16 protein-coding genes and 1 riboswitch are annotated in these 16,171 nt (G+C 70.8%); of the genes, 8 read left to right on the forward strand and 8 right to left on the reverse strand.

Features of this window, described 5'->3' with window-relative positions:
- The first annotated feature begins 183 nt into the window (after positions 1 to 183).
- From ABZ234_RS30860 to ABZ234_RS30875, 4 genes are all read left to right on the forward strand, one after another.
- A complete protein-coding gene (locus ABZ234_RS30860; RefSeq protein WP_267948358.1) occupies positions 184 to 771 on the forward strand; it encodes a class I SAM-dependent methyltransferase in 588 nt (195 codons plus the stop codon).
- Positions 772 to 962: 191 nt separating this feature from the next.
- On the forward strand, positions 963 to 1,454 hold the full coding sequence (locus ABZ234_RS30865; RefSeq protein WP_267948357.1) for a GNAT family N-acetyltransferase: 492 nt from the start codon (positions 963 to 965) through the stop codon (positions 1,452 to 1,454).
- A gap of 125 nt (positions 1,455 to 1,579) precedes the next feature.
- Positions 1,580 to 2,005, forward strand: coding sequence for an anti-sigma factor (locus tag ABZ234_RS30870; protein WP_267948356.1), 426 nt, complete (start codon positions 1,580 to 1,582; stop codon positions 2,003 to 2,005).
- 41 nt (positions 2,006 to 2,046) lie between these two features.
- Positions 2,047 to 2,805 (forward strand): RNA polymerase sigma factor SigF, encoded by a 759-nt coding sequence (locus tag ABZ234_RS30875; RefSeq protein ID WP_267950266.1) that lies wholly within the window; start codon positions 2,047 to 2,049, stop codon positions 2,803 to 2,805.
- Positions 2,806 to 2,838: 33 nt separating this feature from the next.
- Here ABZ234_RS30875 and ABZ234_RS30880 read toward each other — a convergent pair whose 3' ends face one another.
- Complete coding sequence (locus ABZ234_RS30880) at positions 2,839 to 3,228, reverse strand: hypothetical protein (RefSeq protein ID WP_267948355.1); 390 nt, start codon at positions 3,226 to 3,228, stop codon at positions 2,839 to 2,841.
- A gap of 143 nt (positions 3,229 to 3,371) precedes the next feature.
- On the opposite strand from ABZ234_RS30880, the gene ABZ234_RS30885 reads away from it, so the two are divergent.
- Positions 3,372 to 4,304: a diacylglycerol kinase family protein gene (locus tag ABZ234_RS30885; RefSeq protein WP_267948354.1), complete on the forward strand. Its 933-nt coding sequence runs from the start codon at positions 3,372 to 3,374 to the stop codon at positions 4,302 to 4,304.
- 302 nt (positions 4,305 to 4,606) lie between these two features.
- On the forward strand, positions 4,607 to 4,864 hold the full coding sequence (locus ABZ234_RS30890; RefSeq protein WP_267948353.1) for a WhiB family transcriptional regulator: 258 nt from the start codon (positions 4,607 to 4,609) through the stop codon (positions 4,862 to 4,864).
- A gap of 205 nt (positions 4,865 to 5,069) precedes the next feature.
- Here the strand turns inward: ABZ234_RS30890 and ABZ234_RS30895 are convergent, their stop codons facing one another.
- Positions 5,070 to 6,614, reverse strand: coding sequence for a PAS domain-containing sensor histidine kinase (locus ABZ234_RS30895; protein ID WP_267948352.1), 1,545 nt, complete (start codon positions 6,612 to 6,614; stop codon positions 5,070 to 5,072).
- Between the two features lie 144 nt (positions 6,615 to 6,758).
- Here ABZ234_RS30895 and ABZ234_RS30900 point away from each other — a divergent pair, with 144 nt between their 5' ends.
- Positions 6,759 to 7,499 (forward strand): GntR family transcriptional regulator, encoded by a 741-nt coding sequence (locus tag ABZ234_RS30900; protein ID WP_267948351.1) that lies wholly within the window; start codon positions 6,759 to 6,761, stop codon positions 7,497 to 7,499.
- Positions 7,500 to 7,577: 78 nt separating this feature from the next.
- Here the strand turns inward: ABZ234_RS30900 and ABZ234_RS30905 are convergent, their stop codons facing one another.
- The 4 genes from ABZ234_RS30905 to ABZ234_RS30920 form a co-directional block, all read right to left on the reverse strand.
- The gene (locus tag ABZ234_RS30905) at positions 7,578 to 8,912 is read right to left on the reverse strand and encodes an HD domain-containing phosphohydrolase (RefSeq protein WP_267948350.1); all 1,335 of its coding nucleotides are present in this window, start codon (positions 8,910 to 8,912) and stop codon (positions 7,578 to 7,580) included.
- On the reverse strand, positions 8,912 to 10,279 hold the full coding sequence (locus tag ABZ234_RS30910) for an HD-GYP domain-containing protein (RefSeq protein ID WP_355014368.1): 1,368 nt from the start codon (positions 10,277 to 10,279) through the stop codon (positions 8,912 to 8,914). Before ABZ234_RS30910 ends, ABZ234_RS30905 begins: the two co-directional genes overlap by 1 nt.
- An 817-nt stretch (positions 10,280 to 11,096) precedes the next feature.
- Positions 11,097 to 11,405, reverse strand: coding sequence for a mycothiol system anti-sigma-R factor (gene rsrA, locus ABZ234_RS30915; protein WP_267948349.1), 309 nt, complete (start codon positions 11,403 to 11,405; stop codon positions 11,097 to 11,099).
- Positions 11,402 to 12,064: a sigma-70 family RNA polymerase sigma factor gene (locus ABZ234_RS30920; protein ID WP_276567186.1), complete on the reverse strand. Its 663-nt coding sequence runs from the start codon at positions 12,062 to 12,064 to the stop codon at positions 11,402 to 11,404. The genes rsrA and ABZ234_RS30920 overlap by 4 nt, the downstream gene beginning before the upstream one ends.
- Positions 12,065 to 12,420: 356 nt before the next feature.
- On the opposite strand from ABZ234_RS30920, the gene ABZ234_RS30925 reads away from it, so the two are divergent.
- Positions 12,421 to 13,236: a methyltransferase gene (locus tag ABZ234_RS30925; protein WP_267948347.1), complete on the forward strand. Its 816-nt coding sequence runs from the start codon at positions 12,421 to 12,423 to the stop codon at positions 13,234 to 13,236.
- 177 nt (positions 13,237 to 13,413) lie between these two features.
- Here the strand turns inward: ABZ234_RS30925 and thiC are convergent, their stop codons facing one another.
- Both thiC and ABZ234_RS30935 read right to left on the reverse strand, forming a co-directional pair.
- Positions 13,414 to 15,102, reverse strand: coding sequence for a phosphomethylpyrimidine synthase ThiC (gene thiC / locus ABZ234_RS30930; RefSeq protein WP_355014361.1), 1,689 nt, complete (start codon positions 15,100 to 15,102; stop codon positions 13,414 to 13,416).
- Positions 15,096 to 15,207, reverse strand: a riboswitch (TPP riboswitch). It overlaps the preceding gene by 7 nt.
- A 112-nt stretch (positions 15,208 to 15,319) precedes the next feature.
- Positions 15,320 to 16,171, reverse strand: coding sequence for an SOS response-associated peptidase (locus ABZ234_RS30935; RefSeq protein WP_355014362.1), 852 nt, complete (start codon positions 16,169 to 16,171; stop codon positions 15,320 to 15,322).

Consider the following 16,171-nt stretch of genomic DNA (forward strand, 5'->3'; position numbering starts at 1 on the left):
GTCGGCGGCGCCTCCGACGAACCCGGCGACCAGGCCGAGGACGGCCTCGTCGGCGAGGATGCCGCTGGGGCCCGCCCGGGGCCGGAAGGCCGGAACCGGCCGGGAACGCGCCCTGTCTTCCCCTTGACCCGAAGACGGCGGGGACCCAGAGTCGTGGTGTAGGCGCCGCTGCCAGGGGGAGACATGGATTCGCGCACGGAGGACGGCCGCAGGCGCGGGGAGCGGCCGACCGCCCATCACGACCACGGCGGGCGCTTCCAGAGCCCGGCCATGCGCCGGACGCGGGAGATCCTGTGCGCCGGGGCCCGGGGGCACACGCTGGAGGTGGCGGTGGGCGCGGGCAGGAACCTGCGCCACTACCCTCCCCAGGTCCGGCTCACCGGCATCGACCCCGACCCGGAGGCGCTGTCCCGGGCCCGCGAGAGGGCCGACGAGCTGGGCATGCCCGCCCGCCTCGTCGAGGGCGACCCCCAGGACCTGGACTTCCCCGACCAGACCTTCGGCACCGTCCTGTGCACGCTGGCGCTGTGCGCCGTGCCGGACCAGCGGCGCGCGCTGGCGGAGATGTACCGGGTCCTGGTGCCGGGCGGCAGGCTCCTCATGGTCGACCACATCGAGTACGCCCGGCTGCCCGGACGGCTCGTCGAGCAGCGCCGCGAGAACCCGCGCCGCCTGCCCAGGGAGGTCGCCGCGGAGGTCGGCTTCGAGATCGGCCACCACGACCGCCTGGTCCTGGGTCTCGTCGAACGCGTGGTCGCCCACCGGCCCTGAGCGCGGGCGGGGCGGCTTCCGGGCCGTGCTCGCCGCCCGCTCCCCGGCCTCGTGAGGACCCACGGCCCTCCCGCGTGCGGACGGCCGGGCGCCCCGTCCCCCGGCCGCGCGGGCGGCCCACGGGTTCCTCCCTCCCCAGCGCATAGGCTGTGGGTGACCGTGTCCGCCGATCCGCGACCCGAGGTGACCCGATGATCCGTCCCGCCCGGCCCGACGACGTCCCCGTCATCCACCGGATGATCCGGGAGCTCGCCGAGTACGAGAAGGAGCCCGAGGCGGCGGTCGCCACCCAGGACGACCTGCGCACCGCGCTCTTCGGCCCGGACGCGTCGGTGTTCGCGCACATCGCGGAGGACGTCGGCGGGGACGGCGACGCCGTTCCCGTCGGGTTCGCGCTCTGGTTCCTCAACTTCTCCACCTGGACCGGCAGGCACGGCGTCTACCTGGAGGACCTGTACGTCCGCCAGGAGGCGCGCGGCGGGGGCCACGGCCTGGCCCTGCTCCGGACCCTGGCGGAGATCTGTGTGGAGCGCGGCTACTCCCGCCTGGAGTGGTCCGTCCTCGACTGGAACGAGCCCTCGATCCGGTTCTACGAGGCGCTCGGCTCCCGGCCCATGGACGGATGGACGGTGCGCCGCCTGGACGGCGCGGCGCTGACCGCCCTGGGCTCCCCGCGGGACTGAGAGGGGGCGATCGTCTCGCCTTCATTCCGGATCCATCGGACACGATCCGTTCTCCCTGCGTCAGTGGCAGGGTGAAACGAGATACATTGCTTTCAAGCGGCAACCTCGCCCCCCGAAGGAGGGACGTGACCGAAGAAACCGCTGTGCCCACGGCCGACGCCATTGGCGTCAGGGACGCTGTCACCGTCAACATGCCTGCGGACAGCGCTTATCTGTCCGTCTTGCGGACGGCGACGGCCGGCCTGGCCGCGCGACTCGATTTCACCCTCGACGAGATCGAGGACCTGAGGATCGGTGTCGACGAGGCCTGCGCGATGCTCCTCTCCCAGGCGTTGCCCGGCACAGAACTGACCACGGAATTTGAACTCACCCCCGAGGGAATGCGCATCTCCGTCTCGGTGCTCACCGCAGACGGCCGCCTTCCCGCCCGCGACACCTTCGCGTGGACCGTCCTCTCCGCCCTCGCGGGCGAGGTCGACTCGGGGGTCGGTCCGGACGACCGCGTCTACATCGTCCTGTACAAACGCCGCGGCACCCTGGAGTCGGCGTGAGCGAAAGGGGGCCCGCTCTGACAGCGAAGACCGAACACGCGGTGCCCGACCGGGCGCGAGCGAGACTGTTGTTCGAGCGCCTTAACGAACTCGACGCGGACTCCGAGGAGCGCCGTCGGATCCGCGACGAACTGGTGGAGCTCCACCTGCCCTTGGTGGAGTACCTGGCCCGACGCTTCCGCAACCGCGGCGAGTGGCTGGACGACCTCACCCAGGTGGCCACGATCGGGCTGATCAAGTCCATCGACAGGTTCGACCTGGAGCGCGGGGTGGAGTTCTCCACCTACGCGACCCCGACCATCGTCGGTGAGATCAAGCGCCACTTCCGCGACAAGGGCTGGGCGGTGCGGGTTCCCCGCCGCCTCCAGGAGCTGAAGCTCTCGCTCACCAAGGCGGTCAGCGACCTGTCACAGCGGGAGGGGCGCTCCCCGACCGTGGCGGAGCTCGCCGCCCACCTCCAGATGACCGAGGAGGAGGTGCTGGAGGGCCTGGAGTCCGCCAACGCCTACTCGACGGTGTCGCTGGACGCTCCCGACAGCGGTGACGAGGACGCCCCCGCGGTGGCCGACTCGCTGGGCATCGTGGACGAGTCCCTGGAGGGCGTGGAGTACCGGGAGTCGCTCAAGCCCCTCCTGGAACAGCTCCCGCCGCGGGAGAAGCGCATCCTGCTGCTGCGCTTCTTCGGCAACATGACCCAGTCGCAGATCGCCCAGGAACTGGGGATCTCGCAGATGCACGTGTCCCGTCTGCTGGCACGCACGCTGGCGCAGCTGCGCCAGGCCCTGACCACGGACGACTGAGCGGACGGCGGTCCGCCGCGGGCGGCCGCGGAGCTACTTCCCCCGCTCCTCGGGGAAGAGCGCCGCGGTCGTCGGCGGCGAGAGCACCGCGGCGGAGGCGCACACCGCCACGCCCAGCAGCACCGCCCCGATCGCGTACTGCTCGCTGGTGAACATGTAGTAGGACACCACCGCGAGGAAGAGCTGCGTGACGAACACCGGCGTCCTGGCCCACTCCCTGAGCTGCCAGAGCCCCCGCGCGACGAACACCAGCAGCGCGCCCACGCCCAGGCCCAGTGCGGCCAGGGGGATCGCGTTGGTGAGGTCGCCGGCCCGGCCGGTGACGGCGATGACGAAGCTGTAGAGTCCGCCGACCGCCGCGGCCAGCCCGATCAGGGCCTCCAGCGCTGCTGCGGCGACGACGGTGACGGGACGAGAAGACACCCGACGAGCCTATACGCGCCCGCGCGGCCCCGCCGCCCGCCCCCGGGCTTCGCGCCCGGCCGCGCGGGCCCCGCGGCGGACACCCGCGGGGCCCGTCACGGGTACGGCGGGCCCCGTACCCCCCGAACGCCTACACTGAGCGGGTGCGCGCCCTATTCATCGTGAACCCCCAGGCGACCACGACCACGTCACGGACCCGTGAGGTGATCCTGGGCGCCCTGGCCTCGGAGCTGGACATCACCGTCGCCGAGACCGAGTACCGCGACCACGCCGTGGTCCTCGCCCGCGAGGCCGCGGCCCGCGGCTACGAGCTCGTGCTGAGCCTCGGCGGCGACGGCACCGTCAACGAGGTGGTCAACGGCCTCCTGACGGCCCCCGAGGGACTGAAGCGTCCGCGCTACGCGGTGATCCCGGGCGGCAGCGCCAACGTGTTCATCCGCGCCCTCGGCGTGCCCGGCGATCCGGTGGAGGCGACCGGCGCGGTGCTCGAGGCGGTCCGCGAGGGGCGCGAGCGCGAGATCAACCTCGGGCGGATCACCAGCGACCAGGACGACCGCTACTTCACTTTCTGTGCCGGCTTCGGATGGGACGCCGATGTGGTCCAGCAGGTGGAGCACGAGCGCGCGAACGGCCGCAAGGCCACCCCGGCGCTGTACGCCGAAGTCGCGGTAAAGCTGTTCTTCCAGGGTGATATCCGCGATCCGTCACTAAGCGTGTCCAGTCGCGGAAGGACCCTCGAAGAGGTGTATTTCGCGCTCGTCACCAACACCACACCGTGGACGTACGCGGGCGCCCTCCCCCTTCAGCCGACCCCCGCGTCCCGTTTCGAGCTGGGGCTGGACGCTTTCGCCCTGACCCACTCGTCACACGCGATCACCGGCTGGGTTCTTTCCCAAATGTTCTTCCCCAAAGGCTTGCCCGCACAGGGGGACGGCTACGCCACGTGGCATGACCAGGACTCTCTCCGCATCACGTCGTCGCACCCCAGGGCGTTCCAAATCGACGGCGAATACCTGGGCGACCGAGAACAGGTCAACTTCCACTCTGTACCGAAGGCATTACGAATCATCTGTTAATTGCGGCGATAGATGCCATTCGCAAGCACTGTGACGCACCTGACACACCGATCAGGACCTTCGGCCTCGGGACCTCTTGCATGCCCCGGGGAACCCTGTCACGCTCAAGATATCGCCGCGAGTTACGGGCGAGTTAATTTGGGCGCTTCCCACATGGCCGTGGGGTGAAACCTGAACCATCTCGGCCTGGACATCCTCCGATGGGACCCATCCATCGGGCGCCCTTCGCACAATCCGCACACGCGCACGATCGTGAAAAGCTTCACAAGCATCCGATCGCCTCACCGTGAGGAGTGGACCGCATGGACTGGCGCCATGACGCAGCCTGCCGTGACGAAGACCCCGAACTCTTCTTTCCCATCGGGAACTTCGGCCCCGCACTGATCCAGATCGAGGAAGCGAAGGCGGTCTGTCAGCGCTGCCCCGTCAGCTCGGCCTGTCTGAAGTGGGCGCTGGAGAGCGGCCAGGACGGCGGTGTGTGGGGCGGCACCAGCGAGGACGAGCGCCGCCTGCTCAAGAAGCGCCGCGGCTCCTCCCACCGCTCCATGGTCCGCAGCTGACACCCCCTCGGCCGCACCCGCGGCCACAGCGGTACACCGCCGCACCGGCGCACCCCCTCCGGTGACACCGGCGGAACCCCCGCGGCGGAACCCGCCGCGGGAGGCGCGTCCCGAGGGACGGCGCTCCCCCGTGCGCACACGGGGAGCACGAGAGGTCCCCGCGGCGCGACGGGGACCGCGCCCCTCCCCTTCCGGGGAGACCCCCTCAGGGCACCTCGCCCTCCTCGCGCTCCAGCGGCAGGCTGATGGCGACCTCGGTCCCGCCGCTCTCCATCGGCTTGATCGCCAGGGTTCCCCCCAGCTCGCCCACGATGAGGGTCCGCACGATCTGGAGTCCCAGGCTCGTGGCGCCCTCCAGGTCGAAGTCGAGGGGCAGCCCGCCGCCGTCGTCGGACACGGCCAGCTCCAGGCTCCCCGAGCCCGGATGGGCGGGCTCCGGGTCGAACCGGCGCACCCGCACCTCGATCCGCCCCGGCCCCTGCTCCAGCCCGTGCTCGACGGCGTTCTGCACGAGCTCGGCGAGCACCATCGACAGCGGCGTCGCCACCAGGGCGTTCAGCAGCCCGAAGCCGCCGACCCTGCGGGGCACGACCGTTCCGCCGGTCGAGGAGACCTCCGCCGCCATCTGGATCACCCGGTCGGCGATGTCGTCGAAGTCCACGACCTCGTCCGGGGTGTGCGAGAGCATCTCGTGCACGATCGCGATGGACCCGACCCGGCCCACCGCCTCGTCCAGCGCCGCCCGCGCCTCGGGCACGTCCAGGCGCCGGGACTGGAGCCGCAGCAGGGCGGCCACCGTCTGGAGGTTGTTCTTGACCCGGTGGTGGATCTCCCGGATGGTGGCGTCCTTGGTCATCAGCTCGCGCTCGCGCCGCCGCAGCTCGGTGACGTCGCGGACCATCACCAGCGCCCCTATGCGCACCCCGTCGATGACCAGGGGGATGGCACGCAGCTGCACGGTGACGCCGCGCGTCTCCACCTCCGCCTCCTGCGGCGCACGGCCGCTCGCGGTGTAGGTGAGCGCCTCGTCCCGCGCCTCCCCCGTGGCGGCCAGCTCCAGGGTGGTGCGGTCCAGGCGCGCGCCCACGAGGTCGGCCGCCAGCCCGAGCCGCCGGTAGGCCGAGAGGGCGTTGGGGCTGGCGTAGACCACCTCGCCGTTCTGGTCCAGCCGCAGGAGCCCGTCGCCCACACGCGGGGACCGCACCATGAGCGGCCCCTGGTCGCTGAACGGGAACGCCCCCTCGGCGATCATCTGCGCCAGGTCGCCCGCGCTCTGGAGGTAGGTCAGCTCCAGGCGGCTGGGCGTGCGCGCCGAGCTCAGGTTGGTGCTGCGCTGGATGACGCCGATGAGGTTGCCCTCGCGGCGCACCGGGATGGTCTCCTCCCGCACGGGGACCCCCCCGGACCAGTCCGGGTCGCCGTCGCGGCAGATCCGCCCCTCGCTCCACGCGCGGTCGATGAGGGCCCTGCGGCCGACCGCCCGCGACGCCGTCCGCGACGTGACATCCGTCATGTCGTCCAGGAGCACGGCCTCGACCAGGTCGTCCTGGAAGGCGGTCGGGCCGGTCGTGGGGCGCATCTGGGCGATCGACACCCAGCCGTCGTCCTCGCGCAGTCGCACCCACAGCACGAGGTCCGCGAAGGACAGGTCCGCGAGGAGCTGCCAGTCCGAGACCAGGGAGTGGATCCACTCCAGGTCCGCTTGTTTGAGTGACGTGTGTCGCCGGATGAGATCACTGAGGTGAGGCACTCACAAATCATCCCATGAAGGCGTGCATACTCAAGGGGTACGCACTCGACCAGTGGTCCACACCAATCGGCGGCCGCCCGCCCGCCGTACCGGCCACGCCGGCGGGGTGTGTGCGGCAAGCGCGGGACGCGGCGGAGGAGACTGATGACTGGTCAGCGCACACTGGACGGCAACCCCCGGGTGCCGAAGTACTACCAGGTGAAGAAGCAGCTCCTTGAGCTGATCGAGGCGATGCCCGCGGGCAACCCGGTCCCCCCGGAGAGGGCGCTGGCGACCCAGTTCGGCACGTCCCGGACGACGGTGCGCCAGGCGCTGACCGAAATGGTGGTGGAGGGCCGCCTCCTCCGCATCCAGGGCAAGGGCACGTTCGTGGCCAAGCCGAAGGTCGCCCAGGTGCTCCAGCTCACCAGCTACACGCAGGAGATGCGCGCGCACGGCCTGCACCCGGCGACCCGCATCCTGGACGTGAGCTACATCAACGCCGACGACCAGCTCGCCGAGCTCCTCGCGATCCGCTCGGGCGGCCGCGTGCTGCGCATCGAGCGGCTGCGCCTGGCCAACGGCGAGCCGATGGCCGTGGAGACCGCCCACCTCGCCGCACGGCGCTTCCCGGGCCTCCGGCGCCAGTTGGACCGCTACGCCTCGCTGTACGAAGCCCTGGCGAGCGCCTACGACGTCTCCCTGGCCGAGGCGGAGGCGTCGATCGAGACGGTCCTGGCCACCCCCAACGAGGCCCGGCTGCTGGGCGTGGACGTCGGCCTGCCCCTGGTGCTGCACTGCCAGCACAGCTTCGACGGCGACGGCCACCCGGTGGAGTGGGTGCGGTCGCTGTACCGCGGCGACCGCTACAAGTTCGTCACCCGCCTGCGCCCGCCCCTGGACTGACGGGCCCCGCCGCTCCCCGCGCCCCGCCGGGGCGTCCGGGGAAGCGCAGGCGGGGCCGTCCCTGCTCCCAGAGGCGGCTCAGACCCGGGCGAGCACCGAGGCCAGGGCGTCGACCACGCGGGGATCGTACTCGCTGTCGGTGTCCATCCGCAGGCGTTCCAGCACGGCGGCGCGGCGCTCCGCGTCCCCGTTCTCCCCCACCAGGTCGTCGAAGGCGTTGGCGACCTTGATGATCCTGCTGCCCAGGGGCGGTACCCCCTCGTCGCCGTCGCCCGCGAGCGGCTCGCACTGGCGCCGGACCGTCTCCGCGACGTTGTCCAGCACGCCGGTCTCCCGGATGATCGCCGATCCGAGCTCGGCGATCCGCCTCTGCTCCCGCGGGGAGGCGAGCACGGTCGCCCCGCCCGCGATGGGCTCCCGCAGCGACAGCTGGCCGATGTCGTGCATCAGCGCCGCGTACTCCAGTTCCAGCAGCTCGGCCTCGGCCAGTCCCAGCTCGCAGGCGATCCCGTGGGACAGCTGGCTGACCCGGCGCGAGTGGCCGTTCTCGACGTACCCGCCCACCTCGGTCACCCGCGACAGCGCGCGCACCGTCTCCAGGTAGGTCCGCCGCACCTCCGCGTGGCGGCGGAAGGCCGCCTGGGACACCAGCAGGGGCGCCGTGAACACCAGGAGGCCGGCCAGGCCGGTCACCGTGCAGGCGAGCGCGATCAGCACACCGCTGGAGCCGATCGCGGCGCCCGTGGCGAACTGGGCGCGCAGCTCGTCCCGGACGGCGACCATGAGCCTCGTACGCAGGCGCTCCGCCCTGAGCACGGCCGCGACCAGGGAGTCCGCGAACCAGGTGAGCAGCACCAGTGCGGCCATCAGCAGCGTGGCCGTCACCGACGGCCCCACCAGCCCCAGCTGCTCGGCCAGCGGACGGAAGGCCACCGCGAGCACCGTGGCGGCGAGCACCCTGCGGACCGCGTCCTCGACCCGGGGGCTGCGCCCCACCGCGACGTGCGGGAGCTCCCCCAGTGCCACCCCCAGCGCGACCACCGCCACCACCTGCCAGGCGGAGTGGTGGAGCGGCCCGGCGCCCAGGGTGAGCAGGAAGGCGTAGCTGATCGCACCGGCCGAGGCGATCGGCGCGACCTCGCGCGATCCCGGAAGCGTGATCCTGGCCAGCTCTCCGACCGCGATGACCAGGCAGAAGGCGAGCGCCACGTAGGGTTCGACGAAACCGGTGGCGGCCGTCCACACCAGGGCGGCCAGGGCTCCGGCCCCCACCGAGCCGACGAGCACGGCGCGGAACGGCCGGGCCGTGCGCCAGAGGGGGCCGCGCGGGCGCTGGTGGCTGAGGGCCCCGCCCTCGGGTCCGCTCAGCGCCGGGCGCGACGTCCCCGCGCCGTCGGACTGCTTCTGGGTCATCATCGCTCGCTCCCGCCCGTCACCGCGTCGGCGGGAGCGGCCGTGTCGGCCGCCTCCTCCGGCTCCGGCACGGGCGCCGGAGCCGGCGCCTCGTCGCCGGCCGCGGTGTCCACGGACCCCGGGCAGGTCCGGTTCGTGGGGTCCGCCTCGGTGTAGCAGCCGCCCGGGGGCTCGGCGATGTCCGGCGTCTCCCAGCCCTCCCGTTCGACGGCGCGCACGAGGGCCTCCACCATCTTCGGGTCGAACTGGGTCCCGGCACAGGCGCGGAGCTCGGCGATGGCGTCCTCCGCCGACCACGCCTGCCGGTAGGAGCGCGTGGAGGTGAGGCAGTCGAAGACGTCGGCGACGCTGATGATGCGCGCGGACTCGGGGATCTCCATCCCCACCAGCCCCATGGGGTAGCCGCGCCCGTCGAGGCGCTCGTGGTGGTGGCGGATCCCGGCCAGCGCCTCGTCCAGGAAGCTGATCTCGCGGACGATCTCGTAGCCGCGGGTCGGGTGGAGCTTGATGGCCGCGTACTCGTCGTCGGTGAGTTTGCCCGTCTTCTGCAACACCTTGGTGGGTACTCCGAGCTTGCCGATGTCGTGCAGCATTCCGGCGTACCGGATCTTCTGCACCCGCTCGGCGGGCATACCCAGTTCCCGGGCGATCATGGCGGCGCCCTCGGCGACGCGCATGCAGTGGCCCCGGGTGTAGTAGTCCTTGGTCTCCACCGCCTGGCAGAGGGTGGCGAGGGTCGCCTCGTGGGCGCGCGCCTCGTCCAGCTGCTGGGCGAAGGTCCAGCGGGCGATGAACAGGGGCAGCAGGACCAGGAGCGGGGCGACGAGTCCGACCCCTCCCCAGACGGCCGCGATGGCGAGCCCCAACATCTGGTAGCCCATGGAGGACAGCTCGACGGCGACCAGGGGACGCCAGTGGAGCCTGCTCCGGCTCCCCGGCCGCACGACCCCGAGCGCCCACATGAGGGTGCCGATGAGGACCGAGTTGACCAGGGAGTGGGTCAGGACGGCGGCGACGTAGGGGAGCACCACGGCCGGGAAGTCCTCCCGGCCCGGTTCCCCCACCGTTCCGCCGAGCAGAAGGTAGACGTGTCCGGCCGCGTAGGCCGCCAGTGCGAACTGCGCGCCGTTGAAGGCCCTCTTGACGAGGTCCATCCTGCGGATCGTGAGGCAGGAGGCGAAACCGACCACCGCCGCACCGACCGGTCCGACCAGGACCACCGCGGCCAGCGAGACGGCCGAGCTCGGTGATATCCCCGCTCTGACGCCCTTGAGGACGGCTGTGCTGATCGACTCCGCGACCACGAAGAGGATCGCGACGAGGACCAGCGTCTGCAGATCGATTCCCGAGTAGGGACCGATGAGCACGATGGCGACAGCACTGACAACGATGATTCCGACGTAGACACGCGCGCCCTGAGGAAGAGCCCGCACCCCCGTTCACCCCCCGCCAATGACGACCGGACTGTCATGGTTTCACCGGTTCTGTTCTACCACCAGGACCACCCGGTGAAGGCGGTTACGACCCAAAGAGCACCGATCGCGGTGTGGAGCATGCTGATGAACATCGTTGTTCCCCTCTCCCCGACGCAGGCGCACCTCCATTCCCCCGGGCACGCCGCGTAAATTACCCCATTCGTTGGATATGGCGTCCAGTTTAACGGGCAACAGCAGGCTCCTGTTTACCTCCGACCCGAACCACCGTCGATCCGCAACCCCGTGATGGCAACAAGTTCCGGAATGCGGAATTACGAATTCAATTAGTAATTTTATTCTATTACCCTGAGTAACCACTGATCATCGGACAAGCAGGTCGGACTACCCACCGTCAAGACGATTACCCTCGGCCCACCCGACCGAGACCACCTCGAACGACTACGGAAAGTAACCATTCGCAACAGTCTGGGGGACTCGGGGGAAAAAACATTCCGAGTCGGTTACGGCCTGGGACGGAGCCGGTGTTCCGGGCGTGTCGAAGAACGCTGCAAGAAGGTTGCCGCGTCCGCACGTGACCAAAACTCCGACAGCCACGAGGAAACGGGGAAGACATTCACGCAAAAGCCCTAAATTGCCACACAAGGAGCCAGAGTCAGTCAATTCAGAAATGGGGCACAAAATAGACAATGGCGGTACCTGGAATTCCAGGTACCGCCGTCTCGGGTGCCGGAGGCCGGGGGCGAGGCCCTCAGGCGGGCGCTCCCGGCGCCTCCGCGCCGGCCTCCTTGGCCAGCTGCTCCGTGCGCGCCAGGGCCAGACGCCCCAGCACCTTGTCGCGCAGGTCCATCGGGACGGGGTCGCAACCGCAGTGCTTGGCCACGAGCTTCTTCACCGCCTCGTCGAGCCCGTACTCCTCCAGGCAGGGGCTGCAGCCGTCCAGGTGCTCCCTGATCTGCTCGCAGTTGCGCTCCTCGAGCTCACCGTCGATATAGGTGTAGAGCTTGTCGAGCACCTCGCTGCACGGGGTGTCGCTGTGTTCGCCGTGACCGCCGCTCATCGCAGATCTCCTCGATCCGACCCGTCCTGACCCCCACCAGCGGACGTTCCCGAGGCGACGCCGGCGGCCGCGGCCGCCCTCGCCGGCAGGAAGCCGCGCTCCGCCGCGTACTCCTCCAGGTGCGACCGGAGCTGGCGACGGCCTCTGTGCAGACGGGACATGACCGTCCCGATCGGCGTCCCCATGATCTCGGCGACCTCCTTGTACGCGAAGCCCTCGACGTCGGCGAGGTACACGGCGATCCGGAAGTCCTCGGGCAGCTCCTGGAGCGCCCTCTTGACGTCGCTGTCGGGGAGGTGTTCGAGCGCCTCGGCCTCGGCCGACTTCAGACCGGCCGCGGTGTGCGACGCGGCCTGGGCCAGCTGCCAGTCCTCGACGTCCTCGGTCCCCGCCTGCTTCGGCTCCCGCTGCTTCTTGCGGTAGGAGTTGATGAAGGTGTTGGTGAGGATGCGGTACAGCCACGCCTTGAGGTTCGTCCCCTGTTTGAACTGGTGGAACGAACCGAACGCCTTGGCGAAGGTCTCCTGGACGAGGTCCTCCGCGTCAGCGGGGTTGCGTGTCATCCGCAACGCCGCGGAGTAGAGCTGGTCGAGGAAGGGGAGCACGTCCCTCTCGAACCGCTCGTCCCTCTCCTCGGCTGTCTCCTGGCCCTGTTCCAAGCCCGTCGGCCTCCTCGCACTGGTCCCAGCTGGGGCATCCATACCCCAACGATACGGTCCCGTGGCCCTGACCCGCGCACCGCCACCGCGTGGCGGCGACGCCGTCTCCCCGCGCTCGAGACATGAACCGGCAGTCGGCATGCTCTGACGACCCTCCTCATAGGACTTTCGTCCGCCCCGGACGTCCGCTTCCGGTGGCGGTGTGGAGGACAACAACGTTCGCGCCGGGCTGATTCCGCGCCACCGGGGGGACGAAGGTCCCTTACCCGCCCGAAATTGTCGTTTGCCTCGGTCATCGGAGGTGAGGCATGGCAGAGTGCGGGTAGGACCACTTGAAGGATGGGAGAGGAGCGCACGTGCAACCGTCCTCAACCCCTGCCTCCGAACGCCCCCGCTCGCCCGCGGCGCAGTTCGCCACCCCCGACCGCCTCTCGGACTACTGGCGGTTCTACTGGGCGGTCGCGGAGGCGCAGATCGCCCGCTGGCTCCCCGAGGCACCCTCCCGGCTCCTCGACGTGTCCAGCCCCGACTACCAGGGCACCCCGCGCGCGGTGGCCGCCGGCCACGACGTCGTGACCCTGCTCCCCTCCGCCGACATGGCGGTGCGCCGCCCGCTCACCCTCGTCAACGGGCGCGCGGTGGTGCCGCGCCCGGCGCGGCGCGGACGCCTGCGCCACGTCGTCGGGGACTCCGCCTTCCTGCGCAACTTCGCCTCCGAGGTCTTCGACGGGGTGATCGCCGACAACCGGGTCCTGTCGCGCCACCTGGCCACCGAGTCCTCCGTCGCGGAGGTCGCCAGGGTGCTGCGCCCGGGGGGACGCGCCCTGCTGTGCGTGGACTCCGTGGTGCTGGGCATGGCGCTGCTCGCCGAGCAGGACTGCTGGCCGGAGCTGAGCCACGCGCCGAGCGCGGACGTGCTCCTGGTCCCCTGGCCCGACGGTTCCATCACCCGGTGCTTCACCGCCGAGCAGCTCACCGAGACGCTCTCGGACGCGGGTCTGGAACTGGAGTGGATCAAGCCCCGCACGGTGCTGTCCGCCTCCACGGTGGAGATGATGCTGGCCCGCGACCCGAGGTCGATGGGACGCCTGGTGGAGATGGAGCTGCGGGCGACCGAGTCCGACGACTACGTCGGCGTGCACCTGGTCGCCAGCGCCCGCAAGCCCGGCTGAGCGGCGTCCTCCGTCGGCGTCGCGGACGGGGGCGTCCGCGGGAACTCACACGTGGTGCGGGGTGGCCGGGGGGACACTCCGGCCTTCCGCACTCCGCGAGCGGCCCGCCCCCGGTCTCCCGGGGGACGGGCCGGGCCCGCGGACGCCTGACCCGCCGGGGCGTCCGCGGCACACGCCCTACTCGGCGAGGGGGAGGTACACGCGTTTGCCCTCTTCGGAGAACTCCGCCGACTTGTCGGCCATGCCCCGCTCGATGGCCGCGACGGTGTCCAGACCGTGCTCCTCCGCGTAGCGGCGCACGTCCTGGGTGATCTTCATGGAGCAGAACTTGGGCCCGCACATGGAGCAGAAGTGCGCCGTCTTGGCCGGTTCGGCCGGCAGGGTCTCGTCGTGGAAGGACCGGGCGGTCTCGGGGTCGAGGGACAGGTGGAACTGGTCCTGCCAGCGGAACTCGAACCGCGCCCTGGACAGCTCGTCGTCCCACTCCTGGGCCCCGGGGTGCCCCTTGGCCAGGTCGGCGGCGTGCGCGGCGAGCTTGTAGGTGATGACGCCCGTCTTGACGTCGTCGCGGTCGGGCAGCCCGAGATGCTCCTTGGGCGTGACGTAGCAGAGCATCGCCGTGCCGAGCCAGCCGATCTGCGCGGCGCCGATCGCCGAGGTGATGTGGTCGTAGCCGGGGGCCACGTCGGTGGCCAGGGGGCCGAGCGTGTAGAACGGCGCCTCGCCGCACAGCTCCTCCTCCAGGCGCACGTTCTCCGCGATCTTGTGCATGGGGACGTGCCCGGGGCCCTCGATCATCACCTGGACGTCGTGCGCGCGGGCGACGTGGGTGAGCTCCCCCAGGGTGCGGAGCTCGGCGAACTGGGCCTCGTCGTTGGCGTCGGCGATCGACCCGGGGCGCAGCCCGTCACCGAGGGAGAAGGTGACGTCGTACTCCCGGAGGATCTCGCACAGCTCCTCGAAGTGGGTGTACAGGAAGCTCTCCCTGTGGTGGGCCAGGCACCAGGCGGCCATGATGGAGCCGCCCCGGGAGACGATGCCGGTGACCCGGCGGGCGGTGAGCGGCACGTACCGCAGCAGCACCCCCGCGTGCACCGTCATGTAGTCCACGCCCTGCTCGCACTGCTCGACCACGGTGTCCCGGTAGACCTCCCAGCTGAGCCGGGCCGGGTCCCCGTCGACCTTCTCCAGTGCCTGGTAGATGGGCACGGTGCCGATCGGGACGGGCGAGTTGCGCAGGATGCGCTCGCGGGTCTCGTGGATGCGCCTGCCCGTGGACAGGTCCATGACGGTGTCGGCGCCCCAGCGGGTGGCCCACACCATCTTCTCGACCTCCTCGGGCACGGAGGAGGTGACGGCGGAGTTGCCGATGTTGGCGTTGATCTTGACCAGGAAGTTCTTGCCGATGATCATCGGCTCGGACTCGGGGTGGCACCGGTTGGCGGGGATGACCGCGCGGCCCAGTGCCACCTCGGAGCGGACGAACTCGGGGTCCACGCCCTCGCGTTCGGCCACGAAGCGCATCTCGGGGGTGAGGGTCCCGGCCTTCGCGCGGGCGAGCTGGGTGGACGCGCCGCCGACCGTCCGGTGGTCCCCGGCCCAGGCCAGGCGGGTCGGGGGAAGGCCCCGGTGGACGTCGACGGACACGGCGTCGTCTGTGTAGGGGCCGGAGGTGTCGTACAGGTCGAAGTGGCTGCCGTTGCTGAGTCCCACCCTGCGCCGGGGCACGCGGAGCGTGTGCCCCTCCGGGGTCACGACCTCGCGATAGACCTTGGATGATCCCATGATGGGACCGGTGGTCACCCGGTGAACGGCGGTGTCGGAACCTCTGGTGGAACTGACGTCACGACCGTCGGTAGCCGTCATGGCATGCCTCCCTACGTCGGAATTACCCGAACAGGTTCTGCGGTCGGCGACACCGTCGAGTCACCCTCTCAGCCCGCCATGGCGCGAGCTCCCGCGTTGCGTATTCACATGTGTGGGCACGTCGAGCGTGCCGCGGCACCTCGATCCCGGTGCCGGGGCCCTTCGGCCACGCACACCATACACAGGGCCGCCCCCGCCGTGTCCACCGTCACAGGGGTCAGAAAAGTGTCCCCGGTTCGCCACCCCCGGTGTCGGTGAGGGGTTCGAGCAGGTCGGGACGGTTGTTCTTGATGGTGTTGACGTCGGTGGACACCTCGTCGACCGCGAACCGGTCGACGGGGGTCTCCCCCAGCAGGTGCGCGAGCTCGTCGGCGCCCGAAGCGGGATCCAGCCAGGCGGCCCAGTCCTCCGGCGGCACGACGACCGGCATGCGCTCGTGGATGTGGTCGAGCCCGGGCGCCGCCCCGGTGGTGATGACCGCACAGCTCCACACCCAGGCGGCGGGGTCGTCCTCGGGCACCTCGGGGTCGCGCCAGCGCTCGAAGATGCCCGCCATCGCCAGGGGGCGGTCGTCCCGGTAGTGGATCGAGTAGGGCTTCTTGTCGGCCTTGGCCTTGCGCTTCTTGTGCTGGGGGTCGGTCGCGGGCGAGGTGCTGGCCTGCACGGTGCCGTCCTTGCCGACGAGCTGCCACTCGTAGTAGGCGTCGGCGGGCAGCAGGCACCGGCGGCGGCGGTAGGCGGTGCGGAAGGCCGGCTTGTCGGCGACCGTCTCGCTCCGGGCGTTGATCATCCGGTAGCCGACGTTGCGGTCCTTGGCCCAGGAGGGGACGAGCCCCCAGCGCAGCGTGTGCAGGGTCCTGGGCCCGGGCGGGCCCTGGTCGCCGGCCCGGGGCGGCGGACCGAGCACGGCGTACACCGGCCTTCCCGGCGAGATGTTGTAGTCCGGCTCCAGCTCCTCCAGCGGAGGCCACGACCGGGGGTCCGCCTCCTCGGGGAGGGCCTGCTCGGGCAGCCCGAAGGCGAGCTGCAGCTGGTGCACGTTCCGGGACTGGGCATAGCGACCGCACAT

The organism is Nocardiopsis sp. NPDC006198 (assembly GCF_040613895.1).
Lineage (GTDB): Bacteria > Actinomycetota > Actinomycetes > Streptosporangiales > Streptosporangiaceae > Nocardiopsis > Nocardiopsis tropica.

Coding starts and splice junctions, on each gene's coding strand:
- ABZ234_RS30860 (WP_267948358.1), top strand. CDS start 184: ATGGATTCGCGCACGGAGGACGGCCGCAGGCGCGGGGAGCGGCCGACC.
- ABZ234_RS30865 (WP_267948357.1), top strand. CDS start 963: ATGATCCGTCCCGCCCGGCCCGACGACGTCCCCGTCATCCACCGGATG.
- ABZ234_RS30890 (WP_267948353.1), top strand. CDS start 4,607: ATGGACTGGCGCCATGACGCAGCCTGCCGTGACGAAGACCCCGAACTC.
- ABZ234_RS30900 (WP_267948351.1), top strand. CDS start 6,759: ATGACTGGTCAGCGCACACTGGACGGCAACCCCCGGGTGCCGAAGTAC.
- ABZ234_RS30905 (WP_267948350.1), bottom strand. CDS start 8,912: ATGACCCAGAAGCAGTCCGACGGCGCGGGGACGTCGCGCCCGGCGCTG.
- rsrA (WP_267948349.1), bottom strand. CDS start 11,405: ATGAGCGGCGGTCACGGCGAACACAGCGACACCCCGTGCAGCGAGGTG.
- thiC (WP_355014361.1), bottom strand. CDS start 15,102: ATGACGGCTACCGACGGTCGTGACGTCAGTTCCACCAGAGGTTCCGAC.
- ABZ234_RS30935 (WP_355014362.1), bottom strand. CDS start 16,171: ATGTGCGGTCGCTATGCCCAGTCCCGGAACGTGCACCAGCTGCAGCTC.